Consider the following 18,980-nt stretch of genomic DNA (forward strand, 5'->3'; position numbering starts at 1 on the left):
TCACCTTCACACCTGGGCGACCGCGAAGATCCTCCTGAACGGGAACCAAGTGGTGCCGTCGGCTCGCTGCGGGTACGCCTCGCGCAGCCGCGGCGCCAGTTCCGCCCGGTACGCCTCCCAGTCCTCAACGGACAGTGCGGCGCGCACGGGGCGCAAAGCCGTGCCAGTCACCCATTCGAGCACCGGATCGGCACCGGAGAGCCGCTGGACGTAGGTCGTCTCCCAGACGTCCACTGTGGAGCACGAGCCGAGCAGGTTCGCGTACTCCACGGGGTCGAGGACCGGCTTCTCGGCGCGGAAGACGTGCATCAACGCCTCTCCCGCCACCTCGCGGATCAACCGGTGCGAGGGGTCCCCGTAGTTGCCGGGCACCTGGAACGCGAGCCACGCGCCCGGAGCCAGAGCAGAAAGCCAATTAGACACGATCGTGGGATGCGAAGGCACCCACTGCAGCACCGCGTTGGACACCACGACGTCGGTGTCGGGCAACGGTTCCCACGTCGTCACGTTGTCCACCCGAGCGTCGACGCCTGCCTCACGCGCCGCCGCGACCATTTCCGGCGAGGAGTCGAACGCCTCGACCACGGCCGACGGCCACCGGGCGGACAGCGACGTGGTCAGGTTGCCGGGCCCGCAGCCCACGTCGACGACACGACGTGGCGAAGAAGCCCGCACGCGCCCAACGAGTTCGTAGAACGGCCTCGCCCGGTGGTCGGCGAAGGCCAGGTACTGCGCCGGATCCCACATACGGCTAACAGTACACGCGTACTGCTAGCCCGCAAGCTTCGCGGCGAACGGCCCCACGGCCTCGCGCACCGCCGCCAGGTCCACCCCGGCGTCGCCGCGCGCCTGCCACACCACGCCGTCCCTGCCTGGGATCTTGCGCTGCAGCACCCACACACCGGGCGACTCGATGCGCTCGCGGTGCCGGATCGACCCCTCGACGCGCTGGCTGATCGCCCGCAGCACCCGGTCCGGCCGCTCCAGGGGGAACCGCAGCGCCGGCAGGTCTTCGAGCAGCACGACGGGGCCTTCGGCGGACGCCTCGGTGGCCTCCACGACCCGCAGTGAGCCCTCCCACTTCACCTTGCTGACCAGGTGCCACCCGATCCGCCGCGGCTCGCCCTCACCCGGCACCCACAGGCCGAGCGACGTCACCACGAGGTACCCGCCGGACGTCACCGGCGCGTGCGCGATCACGGTCTCGTCCTTCTCCAGCGCGCCCGTGAACCCGTCGGGCGCACCATCGCCGAACAACCGCCTGAACAGGCCCACTACAGCACTCCAGCGCTCTGCTGCAGGAGCGCCTTGCGGTACTCCTCCAGCGCCACCAGGTCGCCCCACAGGGCCCGGTACTCGTCGGCGTCCTTGATCGGCGACAGCCTCCGCAGGCGCGACTTCACGTCGTCGACCTGCTTGCCGACCTGCACCTCCTGCAGCCGCGCGATCACCATCGACACGTAGCGGAACTCGTCGTTCTGCTTGACGGCCAACGGTTCCACGGCGAGTTCGGTCAGCACCGACCGCACCGAGGCGTGCGAACACGTCTGCGAGATCGCGTCCAGGTAGGCCGAGCCCGCGAGCCCGCACGACGCGCCGCCCGCGTCCCGGATCGCCCGGTGCAGCGCCACGTACGCGGGTTCGGTGAAGGCCTCGTCCGGCAGCGAGTCGTAGAGCGGACCGGCGTACTCCGGCAGCCGTAGTGCGATCTTGAGCACTTCACGCTCGAAGACGAGCTTCGGGTCGCGCGGGTTCGGCCGGGCGGGCCCGTCCACCTCCACCCCCAACGCGATCTGGTTCGGGTCGACGCGCTGGGCGGGGGCGGCGACGGGCACCTTGCCGCCGGCGGTCTGCCGCACCCGGCGCACCACCATCGCCTCGTCGTCCCAGCCCACCCACCAGGCCAGCCGCGTCGCGTAACCGTCGCGCTTGGCCCTGTCCTTGATCTGCGCGACGAACGGCACCATCTTCTTCAACGCCTCGACGCGCCCGTCCACGGAGTCGAGGTCGTACGCCCGCAGCTGCGCCTTGATCGCGAACTCGATCAGCGGGATGCGCCGCGCCACCAGGTCGCGCACCGCCACGTCGCCCTTGGCCTGCCTCAGCTCGCACGGGTCCATGCCGTCCGGCGCGACCGCGATGTAGGTCTGCGCGGAGAACTGCTGCTCCCCCTCGAACGCCTTCAGCGCGGCCTTCTGGCCCGCCTCGTCGCCGTCGAAGGTGAAGATGACCTCGCCGTTCACGTCGTCGTCGATCAGCAGCCTGCGCAGCACGTTCATGTGGTCCGTGCCGAACGCCGTGCCGCACGACGCGACGGCCGTGGGCACGCCCGCGAGGTGCATCGCCATGACGTCGGTGTAGCCCTCGACGATCACGGCCTGCTTGCGTTTGGCGATCTCGCGCTTGGCCTGGTCGAGCCCGAACAGCACCTGCGACTTCTTGTAGATCATCGACTCGCTGGTGTTCAGGTACTTCGCCTGGATCGGGTCGTCGTCGAAGATCCGCCGCGCGCCGAACCCGACGACGTCGCCGCCGATCTCCTTGATCGGCCACAGCAGCCGCCGGTGGAACCGGTCGATCGGCCCCTGCTTGCCTTCCTTGACGAGCTGCGACTTGATCAGTTCCGACAGCTCGAAACCGCGCCCGAGCAGGTACTTCGTCAGCTTGTCCCAGCCGCCGGGCGCGAAGCCGCAGCCGAACTGGCGGGCCGCCGCCTCGTCGAACCCGCGCTCGGCCAGGAACTCCCGCGCCGGCTGGGCCTCCGGCGTCTTGAGCTGCTCGGCGTACCACTCGGCGGCCGCCTTGTGCGCCTCGATCAGCCTGCTGCGGGTGCCTCGGTCGCGCTGGACCGTCGCGCCGCCGCCCTCGTAGACGAGCTGGATGCCGGCCCGGTCCGCGAGCCGCTCGACGGCCTCGACGAACGACAGGTGCTCGACCTTCATCACGAAGGCGATCACGTCACCGCCCTCGCCGCAGCCGAAGCAGTGGAACGTGCCGTGCGACGGGCGCACGTTGAACGAGGGCGTCTTCTCGTCGTGGAAGGGGCACAACCCCTTGAGCGCGCCTCCGCCCGCCCTCTTCAGCGAAACCTGGTCACCGACGACCTCGTCGATGCGGCTGCGCTCACGCACCAACGCGATGTCGCTCTCCCTGATGCGTCCTGCCACACGCCCGAGTCTAATCCTTTGGCAAACTGCCGACCGTGACCACCGCCGACGTCTTCGGACTCCACCGCACGCACCTGATCGGCGTCGCCTACCGGCTGACCGGGAGCGTCGCCGACGCCGAGGACGCCGTGCAGGAGGCCTGGCCGCGGTTCGCGAAGGCCGAGGGAGTCAAGGACGCGCGGGGCTGGCTCACGACCGTCGTCAGCCGCATCTGCCTCGACCGGCTGCGCTCCGCCGCCGTGCGCCGCGAGACCTACGTGGGCTCGTGGCTGCCGGAGCCGTTGCTCACGACCGGTGAGCAGGACGACCCGCTGGCGAGCGTCGTGCGGTCCGACGGCGTGCGGATGGCGGCGCTCGTGGTGCTCGACCGGCTCACCCCGGACCAGCGGGTGGCGTTCGTGCTGCACGACGCGTTCTCGTTGCCGTTCAACGAGATCGCCGAGGTGCTGGGGGTCTCGGAGGCCTCCGCCCGCCAGCACGCGTCCCGGGCCCGCAAGGCCGTCGCGGACGCCGATCCGCCACCTCGCGCGGCCCTGGCCGAGCAGCAGGAGGTGCTGGAGAAGTTCATGCGCGCCATGGCGAGCGGCGACATCGACGCGGTGCTGGAACTGCTGCACCCGGACGCGGTGATGATCGGCGACGGCGGCGGCAAGGTGCGCACGGCGGTCAACACCGTCACGGGCGCGGAGAAGGTCGCCCGCTTCTTCCTCGGCCTCATGCGGAAGTACGGCTTCCCGGAGGAGCACCGGCCGATGTTCGTCAACGGCGAACTCGGCTTCGTCATGCCGGCGTACGGCGAGGTGACCGCGCGCGTGACGACGTTCACGGTGCACGAGGGCAAGGTCGCGGCCGTCTACGACATCGCGAACCCGGACAAGCTCGCCCACGTGGCGTTCTGAGCCGGGGTTTTGGTCTGGACCGTAACTGGAGCCGGGAACGGCTTGCTGGCTAACGTCACACGCCGTCGGTCCAGCCCAAGCCCCCTGCCGCGGGTTGCAACCACCCGGAGTCCGCTCATGCCCGAACACGACATCCCCTCGCGCCGGACGTTCCTCGCGACCGGTGCGGCCGCCGTGGTCGCCCTGACCGCCGCCGGCACCACCACGGCCCGCAGCGCCCCGCTGCCCCTCACCCCGACCTGCGTCGATGACGACGACACCCCGTCGAACATCGAGGGTCCCTACTTCAAGCGGAACTCACCGCAGCGCACGAACCTGCGCACGCCCGGCGTCACCGGGATCGTGCTGAGCATCACCGGCTTCGTCTACACGATGAAGTGCCAGCCGATCCCCGGAGCACTGCTGGACTTCTGGCAGGCGGACGATCGGGGTGTCTACGACAACACCACGTTCAAGATGCGCGGCCACCAGTTCACCAACGCCTCCGGCGCGTACGTGCTGGAGACGATCGTGCCGAAGGACTACCCCGGCCGCACCCCGCACATCCACGTCAAGGCGCAGCCCCGCGGCGGCCGGATCCTGACCACGCAGCTGTTCTTCCCGGACAACCTCAGGGCGTACGGGATGAACGTGGCCTACCTGAACCGGCGCGACGCCTACCTCGACCGCGAGTGCGAGGTGGAGCTCGGCCCGTTGGTGGGCAACCGCTACACCGCGAAGTTCGACTTCGTCCTGGACGCCTGACTCACCACCGCATCCGCAGCAGCTTCCCGACGTCGCGCAGCTTCGGCACCGCGCTGACGACCTTCATCTGGATCCTGCCGGACCTGGGCAACGCGTCCAGGTGCGGCAGGTCCACGCTGCGCCAGGAGTCCACTGTGGTCAGTCCGGGGCGCAACGCCTCGATCTCGCGCGGATCGTCGACGCCCCAGTGCAGCGTCGCGCCCGCGTTCTTCACGGCCGGCACGAGCTTCTGCAGCTTGATCCCCCACGACCCGTAGACGTCGAACAGCAGCTCACCGCTCGCGAACCGGTTCGTGATGCGGCTGATCAGCGCGTGTCCCTCCTGCTGGGTCAGGTACATCGACAGGCCTTCGAACACCGCGACCACCGGCCGGTCGGCGGGCACCTCGGCGAGCCACGCGTCCTCCGTGACCGACGACGCCACCAGCCGGTAGTCGCCCTCGGGTTCGGGCAAGAGCTTGCGCCGCAACGCGACGACGTCCGGCATGTCCACGTCGACCCACCGCACGGTGTCCGGCCGTTCGACGCGAAGCGCGCGCGTGTCCAGGCCACAGGCCAGGTGCAGCACCGTGCACGACGGGGTGTGCTGGAGGTACTCGCGCGTCCAGTCGTCGAGCACGCGGCCGCGGATGGCGACACCGACGGCGGTCGTCGTGTTCATCCCGGTCTTGTCAAAGTCGTAGTCGATGCGGTCGACGGCGCGCTTGGCCTCGTCGTCGTGCAGCACGGACTCCGGCCGCACGCTGTCGAGGGCCCGTCCGTAGAGCGTGGCGAGCATGGTCTCCTGCGCACCCGTCAGGGTGATCTTCTCCACTCCCCTAGTGTGTCGGGACGCGGCAGGCGTCACCACTGGTGAACCCCTGATCTTTGATGTCGAACGCGCTGTTGAACCGGGCCCGCTGGTTCTCCAGTGCGATCTGGTGGGTCAGCGCGATGAGCTGCTTGCGGCCCAGGAGCTTCTCGAGCTCGGCGACCTGCGCGTCCGTGACGGCGACCGGGGTGTCGGTCATGGCGTCGGCGTAGGCGAGCGCCTGGCGTTCGAGGTCGGTGAACAACGGCGAGGTGGCGTACTCATCGATGTGCTTCAACCGTTCGACGTCGAGGCCACCGTGCTTCATCAGCATGGCGCCGAAGTCGACGCACCACGAACAGCCGAGCTTCACCGCCGTCCGGTAGACGACCAGTTCGAACAACGGCCCGTGCACGGCCTTCTTGACCGCCAGCTCGTGCCGCCCGCTCGCCATCAGCAGCTTCGGGTGGTGCGCCATCACGGTGACGGGCTCCGGCACGGCCCCGAACTCCCGCCGCGCGAACCAGTACACGGCCTTGAGCAGCGGGCCCGCGTCCTTCTTGGCAACTCCGTTGATCCTCGTCATGCACGGTGGACGAGGCAGCCCGCCAGAACGTGACACCTTTGGGTGACTGGGGCCCGAGCCGCTCTACTCATAGGGTCCCTGCATGAGCAACGACTTCGTGCTGGACATCGACCACGAGTCGGCCGGCCTGCTGGCGGGAACGCTGCTGGCAGGCGATTCGTGTGCGGTTCCGGTGCGGCACCAGAACGTCAAACTGCTGCTGTGCGCGCTGCCCGGCGAGGACGGCATGCGCCTGTTCCTGCGCCGCAACACCCCCTAACGGTCGTACCGCGCGACGTACTCCATGAGCACGTCGCGCGACCGTTCGTTGTCGAGTGCGACGGCGTGCATGCGCTGGAAGATCGCCACGGCCCGTTCGACGGTCGCGGCATCACTGGCGAGCGTCCAGTTCGCGAGGTAGACCAGCGGCGGCTCGTGCTCGTACTGGATGAGCGCGTAGTCGAGCCCCACCGCCGCCGCCCCGCCCGCACTGGCCGGCACGATCCGGATCGACGGCGCGTGGAACAGCAGGTGCAGGACCTGGTCCTCCATCAGCCGGTCACCCCCGACGACGGTGTTCAGCGCGTACTCGTGGATGAAGAACACGCACTGCGGCAGCACACCGTCGCCTCGCAGCTCCGGCGACGGCGCGAGCCCCAGCGCCCCCGCCAGCGCCTTCGCGTAGCACTCGGTCCTGAGCAGGACCGGGATCGTGACGCCGCTGAAGCAGGTGATGCGCGTGGCTCCCGCCGCGGCGAGCACGACGAGCTGTTCGCCGGCACCGTGCTGGGTCATGCCTGGAACCGTAAGGCCATGATCATGATCTCGCCGTGCGAAACGCTCGCCCATCAGGGCGAACGGGGTCCGCCGATGGGTTACGGAGAGGCGACCTGCGCGAGGAAGTAGATCTCGCCGGACCCCGCGTGCCGCACCGCCAGCAGGAACGGCCGGTCGACCGTCACCACCACCGGGTCCGCCGGGATCTCGAACGACACCGTGCGGAACGTGACGGCCGTGGCCGCCGCGCCTTCGAGGCCCTCCTCGTCCAGCCTCAGCACGGCCTCGTGCACCACGTCGTCGACGAACATCCGGTCGTCCGGTGAGAGGCCGGAGAAGTCGGCGTCGCGCTGGAACATGCGCTCGACCCCGAGCCGCCGCAACGTGTTCTTGAGGTTGAAGCGCGCGCGGACGTCCACTGTGGGCAGTGCGAGTTCGAGGCGGGTGGGGGTGCGGGCGTCCAGTGCGGACGGTGGCAGCGGCTGGTCCAGCGAGGTGTCCGGCAGCAGGACCACGGTCTCGACACCGGAGTCGGCGGGCAGCACGATCGTCTGCCAGCCGTCGGCGTGTGCGTAGCGGAACTTCTCGGTGACGGTCATCGTCGGCACGTCGACGTCGCCGCCGGGCGCGTGGAACGGCTTGGGCGTGGTCTCCCCGCTCACGAACGGGTTCAGCCAGCCGACCTTGAGGTACAGGGCGTTCACGATGATCGCGGCGGCGTCCGCGGGCGGCGGGTCCGTCAGCAGCTCGGGGATGAGGCCGCGGGTGGTCTCGGCGACGTCGGTGTTGACGAGCTTGCGGACGGTCGCGGGGTCGGAGAACGCCGTGCGGCGCACCGAGGAGGCCAGCGAGAAGTCCTGGTCGATCGTCAGGCCGTCGTCGGCCCACAGCGTGTTCGCGACGGCCAGTTCGGGCACGTCGCGCGCGGCGGACGGGTCGAAGTCGCCGAGCAGCCCGTCGAGTTCGGCTCTGGTCTCGCCGCGGGCGGCCTCGCGGGCCAGGGCCAGCGCCGAGGCCACGGAGAACGGCGACCAGCACGCGTTCGCGGTGGGGTCCGGGACGGCGACGCGGTGCAGGGCGAGGGCGAAGTCGTGGGCTGCCACGCCCCCGAACCTACGCCGATGCGCGGTGCCAGGCCACGGCTTGCGCGTCGGTGAGCAGCGCGACCTGGTCGACGACGACGCGCAGCCTCGCCTCGGGGGAGGACGCGGCCGCGAACACCGGGCGGAACGCGGGGTCGAGCAACGTGGGGCGTTCCACCAGGCGGGTGACGAGGTCGGTGATCAGCTCGCGCTGCTTGGCCTGCATGGCGAGGCGGGCGGGGTCGCTCATGACGTACCGGACGGCCATCGCCTTGAGCAGCGCCACCTCCGCGGCGACCTGGCTCGGGACCTCCAGCGACGCGGTGTACCTCGTCAGGGCGCCGTCGCCGTGCACGGCGCGGGTCGCGGTGACGGCGGCGGAGGCGAACCGGCCGACCAGTTCGCTGGTGAGGTTCTTCAACGCCACCTGCGCGCCGAGCGAACCGTCGTACTCGTGGTCGGTCCAGTAGCCGATCACCGGCAGCTCCAGCAGCTCCTCGGCGGTGGCCTCCAGCGTCGCCACGGACTCCTCGGAGAACGTCTTCGCGGCCAGCGAGGCGATGGCGGCGCGTTCGTCGGGACGGGCCAGCGCGCCGAGGCTGATGCGGTGGGCCAGCACGCCGTCCTCGACGTCGTGCACCGAGTACGCCACGTCGTCGGCCCAGTCCATCACCTGCGCCTCGATGCACTGCTCACGGTCCGGTGCACCCGCACGCATCCACTCGAACACCTCGAGGTCGTCGTCGTACACGCCGAACTTCACCATGCCCGGCGTGCGCGTCCACGGGTACTTGGTCGACGCGTCGAGCACCGCGCGCGTGAGGTTCAGGCCGTGCGCGGTCTTGGGTTCGAGGCGGGCGAGGATGCGGAACGTCTGCGCGTTGCCCTCGAAACCACCGCACGGTCCCGCGAGTTCGTTGAGCGCCCTCTCGCCGTTGTGCCCGAACGGCGGGTGCCCGATGTCGTGCGCGAGCCCGGCGGTGTCGACGACGTCCGGGTCGCAGCCCAGCTCCTCGCCGATGCCGCGGCCGATCTGGGCGACCTCCAGCGAGTGCGTGAGACGCGTGCGCGGCACACCGGTGACCTCGGAGCCCTCACCGGGGCCGACGACCTGAGTCTTGCCCGCGAGCCTGCGCAACGCGGCGGAGTGCAGCACGCGGGCCCGGTCACGGGAGAACGGCGTGCGCGCCTCGGTGCGGGAACCCGGCAGCGCGGCGCTCTTGGGTTCTTCGGGGAGCAGGCGCTCCGCGTCGTGGCCGGTGTATCCCATCACCCGATTTTAGGGAGGTTCAGCTCCTCGAACACGCCGGCGTGCGCCTTCATCAGGCGGTAGTAGAGCAGGGCTCCGGTCTCGCGCTTGATGTAGAACCACTGCGTCTCGCGCGTCTGCACGTTCGGGCCGACGCGCGTCGGGGACGTCCAGGCCGTCAGCCCGGCGTCCTCGGCCATCGTGCGGGCGCGCAGCGAGTGCCACGGGTCGCTGACGATCACCGCGGTCTTCAGGTCGCGTTCCTTCGCGACGGACGCGACGGCCCGCAACGACCCGAGCGTGTCCGCGCCCTCGCCGACCTGGAGCACCTTGTCCTCCGGCACCCCGCGCTTGACCAGCCACAGCTTGCCGACCTGGCCCTCGGTGAAGTTGTCACCGGGCTGGCGGCCGCCGGTCGTCGCGATGTAGCCGACGACGCCCTCCTGGTAGAGGCCGAGCGCGTGTTCCAGCCGGGCCGCGAGCACGTCGGACGGGACGCCGTTGTACTGCGCGGCGCCGAGCACGACCGCCATGTCGGCCTTCGTCCAGTCGTCCACGCGCGCGACCTGCCACACGCGGAACGCGGTGCCGCCGCCGACGAGCACGGCGATGGCCAGCGCCCCGAAGACGAGGCGCAACACGATCCGGCGAATCCTGGCGAGTGGTTTGAGGGGCGTGGTCCGCACACCACGCATGGTTCCAGACCCGGCGGGGGTCGCGTTGACGCCCCTGCGAGGATCATCGTCATGCCTGCTGAGCAGCCCACCATCCTCGCCACGTCGGGAGGTCTGCGCTCCGGGCGCAGGACCTACTTCGAGTTCAACAAGCTCATCCACTTCGCGCTGGACCTCGCCGGCGTGGACGGCCGCGCGCCCCGGTTGTGCCACGTGGGGACAGCGGGCGGTGACCAGCGGGCCATGAACGCGAACATGGCCGAGGCGGGCAGGGTCGCGGGCGTCGAGGTGTCGCCGCTCAACCTCTTCACGATGCCGCCGACCGACGACCTGGAGGACTACGTCCTGTCCCACGACGTCGTCTGGGTCGGCGGGGGCTCGGTCGCGAACCTCCTAGCGGTCTGGGACGTGCACGGCCTCGGCGCGGTCTTCCGCAAGGCGTGGGAGTCCGGCGTGGTGCTCAGCGGCGTGTCGGCGGGGTCGATCTGCTGGCACTCCGGCGGCGCGACCGACTCGTTCGGCCCGGACCTCCGGATCGTCACCAACGGCCTGGGCTTCCTGCCCTACGGCAACGGCGTGCACTACGACTCCGAGGAGCAGCGCCGCCCGAAGATCCACGAGGCGGTGGCGGCCGGAACGCTGCCGACGACCTACTGCACCGACGACGGCGCGGGCCTGCTCTACCGCGGCACCGAACTCGTCGAAGCGGTGACGGAACGCCAGGGCGCCGGCGCATACGTGGTGGTCAGGGAGGATTCTTCAGCAACCGCACAGGAGGAAAAGCTCGACACCAGGGCGCTCTGACGCGGACCTTGGAAGTGTGCGCTGGGCCCTGATCGTCCTCCTCGTCGCGGCGGTGTTCGCCATCCCGGACGCTGCGCCGTGCCTCGCGCACGGCAAGCCTTCCGCTGATATATCGCGTGGCCCCGATGTAGTGGATACGGGTGACGGTGCCGATGTATCGGATAGCGGATCCACTACCTCGGATGTCGCTCCCACCTCGCCGATATCCGATGTATCAGCCACCGATATATCGGATATCGCGGCGGCGGGCGGCGCGTCCGACGTCGGCCTCGCGGTGTTGGACCTTCGCACGGGCGTGACCGTGTCTTCCCAAGGGGACAAGCCGTTCTACTCGGCGTCGCTGTCGAAGCTGATCCTCGCCGTCGACGCGGTGCGGCGGCCGTTGTCCGACGGCGACGTCGCCCTCATCGACCGCGCGTTGAGCGTGAGCGACGACAACGCCATGGACGTGCTGTGGACGAGGTTCGACGGCATGGGCGCCATCGGCCGCGTCGCCACGGCGGCGGGACTTACAGGTACTCACGCTCCTGAAGACCCCTCGCAGTGGGGAGAGGTCGTCATCACCGCGAACGACATGGTGCGGCTCTACGACTACATCCTGAACTCATCGCAGTTGAGTTCAGCACAGCGCGACGCGGTCGTCGGCGCCCTCTCGAAGGCGCCCGCCACCGCCGCCGACGGCTTCGACCAGGCGTTCGGCCTGCTCGGCGTCACCGGCGTCTACGCCAAGCAGGGCTGGATGTACTACCTGCCCGCCGACGTCTACCTGCACAGCGCGGGCGTGCTCGACGACCGCTACGCCGTCGCCGTCCTGACGACGAACCCGACGGGGTCGTGGACGACGGCCAGGGACTCGATCAACGCCGTCAGCACGGCCGTCCTCGCGAAGCTGGGTGTCAAGGGCTGAGCCGGTGCCGGCGTTCCTGGTCCGCGCGCCACGGCCGGTCCCAGTCGCCGCTGAACTCCCGCACCACGAGCATCGCGACGACGAGCAGCACGACGGCGCCGAACGTGATCGCGCCGAACAGCACCCCGACCTCCTCCGCGGTGGACGCGAACGCGTACACCGCGACCCCACCGGCGGACGGCACGACGACGTAGTTGCCGACGTTGCGGCGCCGCGCGTCGTAGACGTCCTTCACGCTCGCAAGCCGCACGCCGAGCAACACGGGCGTGAGCGTCACCAGAAGCCCGACGGCCAGCAGGATCCACCGGTACGCGGGGGCCGCGAACGCCACCGCCACCGCGGCGAGCGCCAGCGCCGTCCCCACCACGACGAGCACGGTCGAAAGCACCCGGACCCGCGCGAGCGGCTCACCGGCACCGCTGTCGGGCGCGAGCGGTCCGCACTCGGCGACGACGATCTTGTGCACCGCGAGCGACTGCCGCAGCGCGAGCACCAGCGCCCCGGCCACCGGCACCGCGAGCGCCAGCACCGCCCCCACCGCGAAGGTGCCGGGCCTGCCGACGGGCTCGATGCCGAACCCGAACCAGTGGAACGGGAAGAACGCCGCCAGGGCGACCCCTTCCAGCACCACGAACACGTGCCTCGACCGGACAGCCGACTCCACGTCGGTCAGCCGCAGCGCCACGACCCCGCCAGCCGCAGCACACAGGCACACCAGCCCGCCGCTCACCGCCGAGGCCAGCAGCACCCGCGGGTTCGCCACGTCGATCACCGCCGCGCACGCCGCCACCCAGACGACGAGCACCACCCCCGTGGCGGCCTGCACGCCGCCACGCCCCCTGACCCGTTCCCCCGTCATATCCAGAACACGCGGCAAGCACCGGGGATGTTGCTCGGGTCAGAGGAACTCGCGACCGAGTTCCCGGGGGTTCCCCGCCTTGGCAGCGCGTTCCACCCGGAGCGCGACGAACAACGTCAACCCGGCCGACGCCACCATCGCCAGGGTGAAGACCACCGAGCTCAGGCTCGTCAGCAGGCCGTCGACCCCGGGGTGGTCCGTGTACAGGGTCAGCAGCGAGATGGTGCCGAAGCTGACCGGAACCCCGAGGCAGTACCGCAGCAGCTTGTTCAGCCGCTGCAGGTCGGGCACCCGCAGCACGAGCACCCCGGCCACCACGCACCCGAGCGCCGCCAGAGCACCCGGCCACGCGAGCCACTGACGGGCGAAGTCGCGCAACGGCAACGTCATCCCCGCCACGAACGCCGTGAGCGCAAGCCCCGGCCCCGCCGCGACGAGCGCGACCCCGTACTGCCTGATCTCCTGCGAACTCATCGCGCCGGAACCCCCTCGAGCACGCGGTGCAGCCGGAAAGCACCCAACACGATCCCGAGAGTCGCCGCGACGTACAGCAGGTCGTACAAGATCCCGGCGACCGCGGACTCGGTCATCAGCACGTACGCGACGGGTTGCACCACGGCAAGGCCCACCAGCGCGACCAGCACCAGTCCGAGCAGCACGACACGCCCTCGATGCGCAGCGCGAAGATCCTTCACCCGCAGCAGGAGCACACCGGTGACGACCGTGCCGGCGGCCGTGGCCACACCGAGCCCGACGAGCCAGCCGACCCCGGGCACCGGCACGCTCGACGACACCGCGACGAGCGCCACCACGAGCAGCCCGCCGAGCACCACCGTCCCGGTCCCCCACCTCCGCAGCCCGCCGACGGGCCCGTCCAGCTCGGGCTTCGGCGTGATCAGCAGCGGCACCAGCACGGTCGACGAGACCGACAAGACCGCGATCACGCAGAACGCCACGGTGCCCGTCGTGATCGGTGTCGCCGGGTGTTCCACGTACTCGTCGCGCACCTCGACACCGGCCAGGTACGTGCCCATCACCGAGAACCCGACGGGGAACCCGAAGCCACGACGACCCGGCCGGAGCAGCATCACCCCGGTCAGGAGCGGCCCGAACGCCACCGCCGCCACGGCCCACCACACCGACCAGGTGGCGACCCCGGTCACCGGCAGGTCCAGCACGGCCAGGACCATCCCGGCCAGCATCGCGATCCCGGCGCCCGTCATCAGGGCGCCGATCTGTCTCAACGGCAGTGCGCGCATGCCCTCATCACGCACGAGCACGCCGTTCTGTTGCCTCAGCGGACCCGCAGAACCCGGCGCCCGGTGAAGAACGCGACCCCACCCAGCACGACGAGCAACCCGAGCACCGCGAGGTACACGGCGGACCCGGTGGTGAACGGCACCGGCCGCTCACCGCCGTTCAGGGTCATCGCCTCGCAGAACCAGGCGAACAGCGCGCAGAAGATCGCCCCCGCCCACCAGACCCCGAGCAGCCGCCGGACAAGGCGAGCCCCGTTCACGTCGACGTACCCGTCCCGCGCGCACGACCGGGCCGTCGCGAGACTCAGGCCCGACAAGATTCCCCAGAACGCACCGATCCCCGCGATCACCACGCCGATCACGTTGATCGGGTTGTCGGCCGTCGGCAGGTTCAGGCCGACCGCGACGAGCACGATCCCGAACACCAGCGCCATGCCGATGAGCGGTAGCCCCGTCAACGCGAGCCGCTTCCTGATCCAGCGGACGCGTTCGTCGGGGACCCGCACCCACTGCGGTGGCGGCCCCTGGCCCACGATCATCAACTGCCGATCTTCCAATCCGAGCCGTCGCCATCGGTGACACTGGCGTCGCCCATGTCGCCCGTGTTCGGCATCGTCCACTCACGACCGATGTCGTGGATCTTCTGCATGATCGAGTTCTGCTCGGTCTCGATGGTGTTGGTGTGGGCCTCCAACGCCATGATCGTGGCACCGACGATGCCGATCGCGACGGTGAGTCCGCCCGCGATCGCGGCCACGGCGGCGGGCGTGCCGACCACCGTGCAGGCGGCGGCGATCGCGCCGACGGCGGCCACGACGAACGTCGCCAGCGCCACGCCCATCGCGATCCAGAAGGCGTCGATCGAGTTCGCGAGGCTGTTGAGGGACGCGCGCATCTGGTTCGCGACGTCCTTGACCCCGTTCAGCCCCTGCGACTGCGGCGGGACCGTCGCCGAGTAGGCCCGTGCGGCCTTGCCTTCCCACTCGACGTTCGTGCGCATCCTGTCGAGCGTGACCGTGCCGGCGACGTCACCGAGCTTGTTGCCGACCTTCTCGACCCACTCCGTGCCGACCTGCCGGAGCCGATCCGAGTCGCCCGGCTGCTCGAAGAGCTGGTTCACCCGGTCCCAGAACTCGGCGATCTTCACGTTGACGATCCGGATGCCGTCCTCGACCCTCTCGATCACCCACTTCAACGGGGCGGGGACCCAGCTCAGCGTCGTGTTCACCACGTCGAAGAACCGGCGGATGGCGCGGTCCACGTCGTCGGCCTTGCCCTTGGCCTGCACGACCAGCGGATTGGTCACCTGATCTCCCCCGTCAGCCGGTTCATCGCGTGCAGGTTCGCGTCTTCCTCGCGCTCGTAGGTGTCCGCAGCGGCGCGCAGACTGTCGCCGAGCCCGTTGAACGCCGACATCGCCTGGCGCAGCAGGTCCTCGAGCACGACCCTGCCGTTCTCACAGGTGCGGTCGAGACCGCGGTCGACGGCCCACATCGACACGTCGTGGCCGGTCAGCGTCAGTCCGGCGATGGCGCTCTGCGGACCCTCCACGTTGTCGGCGGCGGCCGACCAGAGACCCGCGTCCGCCCGCATCGCCTCGAGCGCGACCTTCAAGTCGCTCATGCCAGTCCCACTTTCCGCAGCAGCCTTGCCGGATCGCTCGCCAGCGCCTGGAGCTCGGCGATCGCCGGACCGGCCGGACGGGGCACCGGTGCGGCTCGGTCGTGCAACGCGCGCAGGACCTCGGCGAGTTCGCCCTCCATCTCGGCTTCGGGAGCCGCGTGCGCCCACCTGTCGTCGATCTCGAAGCGCACGATCCGGCCGGACTGCGCCGTGCCGCGGACGTGTCCACCGCGGCTTTCGGCCTGCACGGGAACGTTCACCGTCTGATCGAGACCGGAGGTGAACGAGGCGAGTTCGGTGTTCACGGCGTCGAACAACCTCATCGCGTCATCGCGGGTGAACGGTGTCTCGTCGACGCTCCGGTCCGGAGGAAGCGGCTCGACGGCCGTCAGATCCCCCTGCGCTTCCACCGATCGGGACAACGCCTGCATGGTCGCGTTGTTCGCCGCATCGGCAACGGCGGCGTCGAGAGCGCGCTGGTCGATGCTGTCACGCCACCGGGCGGCCAGCCGGACGGCGCGCACCCGGCCGTCGAGCTCGACGACCACCGAGACCGCGCCGCTCGCGTCGGCACCGACGCAGGCGTCAGCGTCGTCCGGCTGGGGCGAGGCGGGCGGCGGTGTGACACGCCGCCCGGCCTCGTACTCCCAGTCCTCGGCTTCCTCGAAGCCCCACCTGCGGTTGTCCTCGACCATTCGATCCCTGCACGCTGTGACCACTCGACTTCACAACGCAGCAGCGAACAGGGCCGAACGGAGCAACGGAACTAGCAGCCCACCAGGCGAGCCGCGAGGTAGGACTCCAGCTGGTCCATCGCCACGCGCTCCTGCGACATCGTGTCGCGCTCCCGCACCGTCACGGCGAGGTCGGTGAGCGTGTCGAAGTCGACCGTCACGCAGAACGGCGTGCCGATCTCGTCCTGGCGGCGGTAGCGGCGGCCGATGGCACCGGCGTCGTCGAAGTCGACGTTCCAGTTGCGGCGCAGGGCCGTCGCGAGGTCGCGGGCCTTGGGCGACAGGTCGGCGTTGCGGGACAACGGCAGCACCGCGACCTTGACCGGCGCGAGGCGGCGGTCGAGCTTCAGCACGACGCGCTTGTCCACGCCGCCCTTGGCGTTCGGGGCCTCGTCCTCGGTGTAGGCCTCGAGCAGGAACGCCATCATCGGGCGGCCGACGCCGGCTGCCGGTTCGATGACGAACGGCTTGAAGCGCGAGTTCGTCGCCTGGTCGAAGTACGACAGGTCGACACCCGAGTGGTTCGAGTGCGTCGTGAGGTCGAAGTCGGTGCGGTTCGCGATGCCCTCGAGCTCACCCCACTCCTGGCCGCCGAACTGGAAGCGGTACTCGACGTCGACCGTCCGCTTCGAGTAGTGCGACAGCTTCTCCTTCGGGTGCTCGTAGTGACGCAGGTTCTCCTTGGAGATGCCGAGGTCGGTGTACCAGCGGGTGCGCTCGTCGATCCAGTACTGGTGCCACTCCTCGTCCGTCCCGGGCTCGACGAAGAACTCCATCTCCATCTGCTCGAACTCGCGGGTGCGGAAGATGAAGTTGCCCGGCGTGATCTCGTTGCGGAACGACTTGCCGATCTGACCGATGCCGAACGGCGGCTTCTTGCGCGACGTCGTCTGCACGTTCAGGAAGTTCGTGAAGATGCCCTGCGCGGTCTCGGGGCGCAGGTAGTGCAGGCCCTCCTCGGTCTCGATCGGACCGAGGTGCGTCTTGAGCAGGCCGTTGAACATCTTCGGCTCGGTGTAGGAGCCGCGCACGCCGCAGTTCGGGCACGGCACGTCGGAGACGTCGCCCTCGGCGACCTCCTTGCCGGTGCGCTCCGCGTACTCCTCGGACAGCGTGTCGGCGCGGAACCGCTTGTGGCACGACTCGCACTCGACGAGCGGGTCGACGAACGCCTCGACGTGACCGGAGGCGACCCACACGTCACGCGGCAGGATGACCGACGAGTCCAGGCCCACGACGTCCTCGCGACCGCGGACCATGAAGTTCCACCACTGGCGCTTGATGTTGTCCTTGAGTTCGACGCCGAGAGGTCCGTAGTCCCACGCCGAGCGGGTACCGCCGTAGATCTCCCCGCACGGGTAGACGAACCCCCTGCGCTTGCAGAGGCTGACAACGGTTTCGATGCGATCGGCGGGCAAGGGGAACTCCATCGGGGGAATGCGAATCGGGAGCTCAAGCCTAGCCCGTCACGTTGCGCCCCGAACGGGCGACCGGAGCCTTACCCTGCAGGAATGGAAGACCGGCTGCGAGAGCTGTGGGACTTCGCCGATCTGGACGGCACCGAGGCGAGGTTCCGCGCGTTCCTGGGCGACGTGGAGACGGACGACGAGCGTGCTGAGGTGCTGACCCAGCTGGCGCGCGTCGAGGGCCTGCGGGAGAACTTCGCCGCAGGTCACACGTTGGTCGACGAGGCGGAGGTGCTCGTCGCGCCCGACTCGACGGGACGCGTGCGGGCGTTGCTCGAACGCGGCAGGCTGCACCGCTCGGCGGGTGACCCGGAGGCCGCGCAACCGCTGTTCGTGGCGGCGTTCGTCCTCGCGAAGACACGCGGTGACCTGTCGCTCGCGGTGGACGCCGCGCACATGGCGTCGCTGGTCGACGACCCCGAGAAGTGGACCAGGCAGGGCCTCGAGATCGTGGTGGCGAACCCGGAGCTGGTCCGCTGGCTCGGCCCGCTGCACAACAACCTCGGCTGGTTCTACTTCGAGAACGGCCGCTTCGAGGAGGCGCTGGACGCCTTCGAGAAGACGCCCGAGGCGTACGCGGAGAGCGGCAAGGCCAAGACGCTGCACGCGCTGGGCCGGTCCGAGGAGGCCGCAGCCGCCGCGCGCCGGGCGCTGGAACTCCTCCCCCACGACTCGCAGGAGGAGTGGGTCGAGGAGATGGAGGCTATCGCCGCGGGGTCGTAGGGCCCGCGGCTTCTCCCAGCCGCACCGTGAACGCGTCCTCGGCGAGCACGCTCGTGTGCTTCTCGACTGCACCGTCGACGCTGGTCAACGTCGGTTCGTACATCGCGGGCTCGTCGGTCAGCGCCTCGGACAGCAACGGGATGACGTGTTCGCGCACGGGGAACGGCGACATCGCGCGCCGGTAGGCCACCACGGAGTCGAACTCGACGGTGAGCACCCAGCGGTCGTCCTCGTCGGTCGACCGCGCCAACGTCCCCCGGCGGCACCCCGGCTGAGCCGTGAGCAGCCGCAACGCCTCCTCGACGCGGTCGGTGAACGTCTCGGGATCGGACACGCGGAAGCGGCACACGAGCAGCACGGTGCAAGGATGGCACGGTGACCTCCAAGCGCCCCCTCCTGCCCGGCGACGGCCCGCTGGCGCGCGTCCGCCCGGCAGTGGCGTTCGTGCTCGTGCTCGGTCTGTTCATCACCGGCGTCTGGGTCGGCGGCACCGTCGGCGCGGTGCTGCTCGGCGTCCTGATCGTGGCCGCGGGCACCCTGCTGGCGGCCACCTGGAAGGTGCTTTCCCCAGCTCACCGCACATTGCGCGTGGTGGTCCTGCTGGTACTGCTCATCATCACCGTAGAATTGGTTGTGAAAATCCCTACCAGGTGAGGTG

Annotated in this window: 25 protein-coding genes; 7 read left to right on the plus strand and 18 right to left on the minus strand. The window is 69.9% G+C overall.

Annotation, left to right across the window (positions count from 1 at the left end; genetic code table 11):
- Positions 1–6 precede the first annotated feature (6 nt).
- Genes QSK25_RS36675 through dnaG form a run of 3 tightly spaced genes read right to left on the minus strand, consistent with a single transcriptional unit; the run spans position 7 to position 3,167 of the window.
- A complete protein-coding gene (locus tag QSK25_RS36675) occupies positions 7–747 on the minus strand; it encodes a trans-aconitate 2-methyltransferase (RefSeq protein WP_285645243.1) in 741 nt (246 codons plus the stop codon).
- 24 nt (positions 748–771) lie between these two features.
- Positions 772–1,275: a hypothetical protein gene (locus tag QSK25_RS36680; protein ID WP_285645244.1), complete on the minus strand. Its 504-nt coding sequence runs from the start codon at positions 1,273–1,275 to the stop codon at positions 772–774.
- Positions 1,275–3,167 (minus strand): DNA primase, encoded by a 1,893-nt coding sequence (dnaG, locus tag QSK25_RS36685; RefSeq protein WP_285645245.1) that lies wholly within the window; start codon positions 3,165–3,167, stop codon positions 1,275–1,277. Before dnaG ends, QSK25_RS36680 begins: the two co-directional genes overlap by 1 nt.
- Before the next feature lie 26 nt (positions 3,168–3,193).
- On the opposite strand from dnaG, the gene QSK25_RS36690 reads away from it, so the two are divergent.
- Together QSK25_RS36690 and QSK25_RS36695 are read left to right on the plus strand one after the other, a co-directional pair.
- Entirely contained in the window at positions 3,194–4,066 is an 873-nt protein-coding gene (locus QSK25_RS36690) for a sigma-70 family RNA polymerase sigma factor (protein WP_502881933.1), read from the plus strand.
- Between the two features lie 117 nt (positions 4,067–4,183).
- Entirely contained in the window at positions 4,184–4,810 is a 627-nt protein-coding gene (locus QSK25_RS36695) for a dioxygenase family protein (protein WP_285645248.1), read from the plus strand.
- A gap of 1 nt (position 4,811) precedes the next feature.
- Here QSK25_RS36695 and QSK25_RS36700 read toward each other — a convergent pair whose 3' ends face one another.
- The gene (locus QSK25_RS36700) at positions 4,812–5,624 is read right to left on the minus strand and encodes a class I SAM-dependent methyltransferase (protein WP_285645249.1); all 813 of its coding nucleotides are present in this window, start codon (positions 5,622–5,624) and stop codon (positions 4,812–4,814) included.
- A 4-nt stretch (positions 5,625–5,628) separates the two neighbouring features.
- Positions 5,629–6,186 (minus strand): carboxymuconolactone decarboxylase family protein, encoded by a 558-nt coding sequence (locus QSK25_RS36705; RefSeq protein WP_285645250.1) that lies wholly within the window; start codon positions 6,184–6,186, stop codon positions 5,629–5,631.
- Between the two features lie 82 nt (positions 6,187–6,268).
- Between QSK25_RS36705 and QSK25_RS36710 the strand changes: the two genes are divergently transcribed.
- Positions 6,269–6,445: a hypothetical protein gene (locus QSK25_RS36710; protein WP_157512840.1), complete on the plus strand. Its 177-nt coding sequence runs from the start codon at positions 6,269–6,271 to the stop codon at positions 6,443–6,445.
- Here QSK25_RS36710 and QSK25_RS36715 read toward each other — a convergent pair.
- The 4 genes from QSK25_RS36715 to QSK25_RS36730 form a co-directional block, all read right to left on the minus strand.
- Positions 6,442–6,960, minus strand: coding sequence for a Scr1 family TA system antitoxin-like transcriptional regulator (locus tag QSK25_RS36715; protein ID WP_285645253.1), 519 nt, complete (start codon positions 6,958–6,960; stop codon positions 6,442–6,444). The two genes, QSK25_RS36710 and QSK25_RS36715, sit on opposite strands and share 4 nt — an antisense overlap.
- An 80-nt stretch (positions 6,961–7,040) precedes the next feature.
- Positions 7,041–8,045: a serpin family protein gene (locus QSK25_RS36720; RefSeq protein WP_285645254.1), complete on the minus strand. Its 1,005-nt coding sequence runs from the start codon at positions 8,043–8,045 to the stop codon at positions 7,041–7,043.
- A gap of 10 nt (positions 8,046–8,055) precedes the next feature.
- A complete protein-coding gene (locus QSK25_RS36725; RefSeq protein ID WP_285645255.1) occupies positions 8,056–9,294 on the minus strand; it encodes a deoxyguanosinetriphosphate triphosphohydrolase in 1,239 nt (412 codons plus the stop codon).
- Positions 9,294–9,959: a YdcF family protein gene (locus QSK25_RS36730; RefSeq protein ID WP_285645256.1), complete on the minus strand. Its 666-nt coding sequence runs from the start codon at positions 9,957–9,959 to the stop codon at positions 9,294–9,296. Before QSK25_RS36730 ends, QSK25_RS36725 begins: the two co-directional genes overlap by 1 nt.
- 60 nt (positions 9,960–10,019) lie before the next feature.
- On the opposite strand from QSK25_RS36730, the gene QSK25_RS36735 reads away from it, so the two are divergent.
- Positions 10,020–10,751 carry a Type 1 glutamine amidotransferase-like domain-containing protein gene (locus QSK25_RS36735; protein WP_285645257.1) on the plus strand — a complete coding sequence of 244 codons (732 nt, stop codon included), beginning with the start codon at positions 10,020–10,022 and terminating at the stop codon, positions 10,749–10,751.
- 130 nt (positions 10,752–10,881) lie between these two features.
- The gene (locus QSK25_RS36740) at positions 10,882–11,658 is read left to right on the plus strand and encodes a serine hydrolase (RefSeq protein WP_502881934.1); all 777 of its coding nucleotides are present in this window, start codon (positions 10,882–10,884) and stop codon (positions 11,656–11,658) included.
- On the opposite strand, the gene QSK25_RS36745 is transcribed toward QSK25_RS36740, so the two are convergent.
- The 8 genes from QSK25_RS36745 to QSK25_RS36780 all read right to left on the minus strand — a co-directional run bounded on the left by QSK25_RS36745 (position 11,648) and on the right by QSK25_RS36780 (position 17,551).
- Complete coding sequence (locus QSK25_RS36745; RefSeq protein ID WP_285645260.1) at positions 11,648–12,484, minus strand: hypothetical protein; 837 nt, start codon at positions 12,482–12,484, stop codon at positions 11,648–11,650. The two genes, QSK25_RS36740 and QSK25_RS36745, sit on opposite strands and share 11 nt — an antisense overlap.
- A gap of 72 nt (positions 12,485–12,556) precedes the next feature.
- Positions 12,557–12,991 (minus strand): hypothetical protein, encoded by a 435-nt coding sequence (locus QSK25_RS36750; RefSeq protein ID WP_285645262.1) that lies wholly within the window; start codon positions 12,989–12,991, stop codon positions 12,557–12,559.
- The gene (locus QSK25_RS36755) at positions 12,988–13,797 is read right to left on the minus strand and encodes a hypothetical protein (RefSeq protein ID WP_285645263.1); all 810 of its coding nucleotides are present in this window, start codon (positions 13,795–13,797) and stop codon (positions 12,988–12,990) included. Before QSK25_RS36755 ends, QSK25_RS36750 begins: the two co-directional genes overlap by 4 nt.
- Positions 13,798–13,811: 14 nt before the next feature.
- On the minus strand, positions 13,812–14,315 hold the full coding sequence (locus QSK25_RS36760) for a hypothetical protein (RefSeq protein ID WP_285645264.1): 504 nt from the start codon (positions 14,313–14,315) through the stop codon (positions 13,812–13,814).
- Positions 14,315–15,082 carry a hypothetical protein gene (locus QSK25_RS36765; protein WP_285645265.1) on the minus strand — a complete coding sequence of 256 codons (768 nt, stop codon included), beginning with the start codon at positions 15,080–15,082 and terminating at the stop codon, positions 14,315–14,317. The genes QSK25_RS36760 and QSK25_RS36765 overlap by 1 nt, the downstream gene beginning before the upstream one ends.
- Positions 15,079–15,399, minus strand: coding sequence for a hypothetical protein (locus QSK25_RS36770; RefSeq protein ID WP_285645266.1), 321 nt, complete (start codon positions 15,397–15,399; stop codon positions 15,079–15,081). The genes QSK25_RS36765 and QSK25_RS36770 overlap by 4 nt, the downstream gene beginning before the upstream one ends.
- Positions 15,396–16,094, minus strand: a complete 699-nt coding sequence (locus QSK25_RS36775; protein ID WP_285645268.1) for a hypothetical protein — start codon at positions 16,092–16,094, stop codon at positions 15,396–15,398. Before QSK25_RS36775 ends, QSK25_RS36770 begins: the two co-directional genes overlap by 4 nt.
- 71 nt (positions 16,095–16,165) lie before the next feature.
- Complete coding sequence (locus QSK25_RS36780) at positions 16,166–17,551, minus strand: glycine--tRNA ligase (protein ID WP_285645374.1); 1,386 nt, start codon at positions 17,549–17,551, stop codon at positions 16,166–16,168.
- Positions 17,552–17,644: 93 nt separating this feature from the next.
- Between QSK25_RS36780 and QSK25_RS36785 the strand changes: the two genes are divergently transcribed.
- Positions 17,645–18,322 (plus strand): tetratricopeptide repeat protein, encoded by a 678-nt coding sequence (locus tag QSK25_RS36785; protein ID WP_285645270.1) that lies wholly within the window; start codon positions 17,645–17,647, stop codon positions 18,320–18,322.
- Here QSK25_RS36785 and QSK25_RS36790 read toward each other — a convergent pair.
- Positions 18,303–18,680 carry an antibiotic biosynthesis monooxygenase gene (locus QSK25_RS36790; RefSeq protein WP_285645272.1) on the minus strand — a complete coding sequence of 126 codons (378 nt, stop codon included), beginning with the start codon at positions 18,678–18,680 and terminating at the stop codon, positions 18,303–18,305. The two genes, QSK25_RS36785 and QSK25_RS36790, sit on opposite strands and share 20 nt — an antisense overlap.
- Positions 18,681–18,697: 17 nt before the next feature.
- Between QSK25_RS36790 and QSK25_RS36795 the strand changes: the two genes are divergently transcribed.
- Positions 18,698–18,976 (plus strand): hypothetical protein, encoded by a 279-nt coding sequence (locus QSK25_RS36795; protein WP_285645274.1) that lies wholly within the window; start codon positions 18,698–18,700, stop codon positions 18,974–18,976.
- The last annotated feature ends 4 nt before the right edge of the window (positions 18,977–18,980 follow it).

Source organism: Lentzea sp. NBRC 102530, assembly GCF_030269365.1.
GTDB lineage: Bacteria > Actinomycetota > Actinomycetes > Mycobacteriales > Pseudonocardiaceae > Lentzea.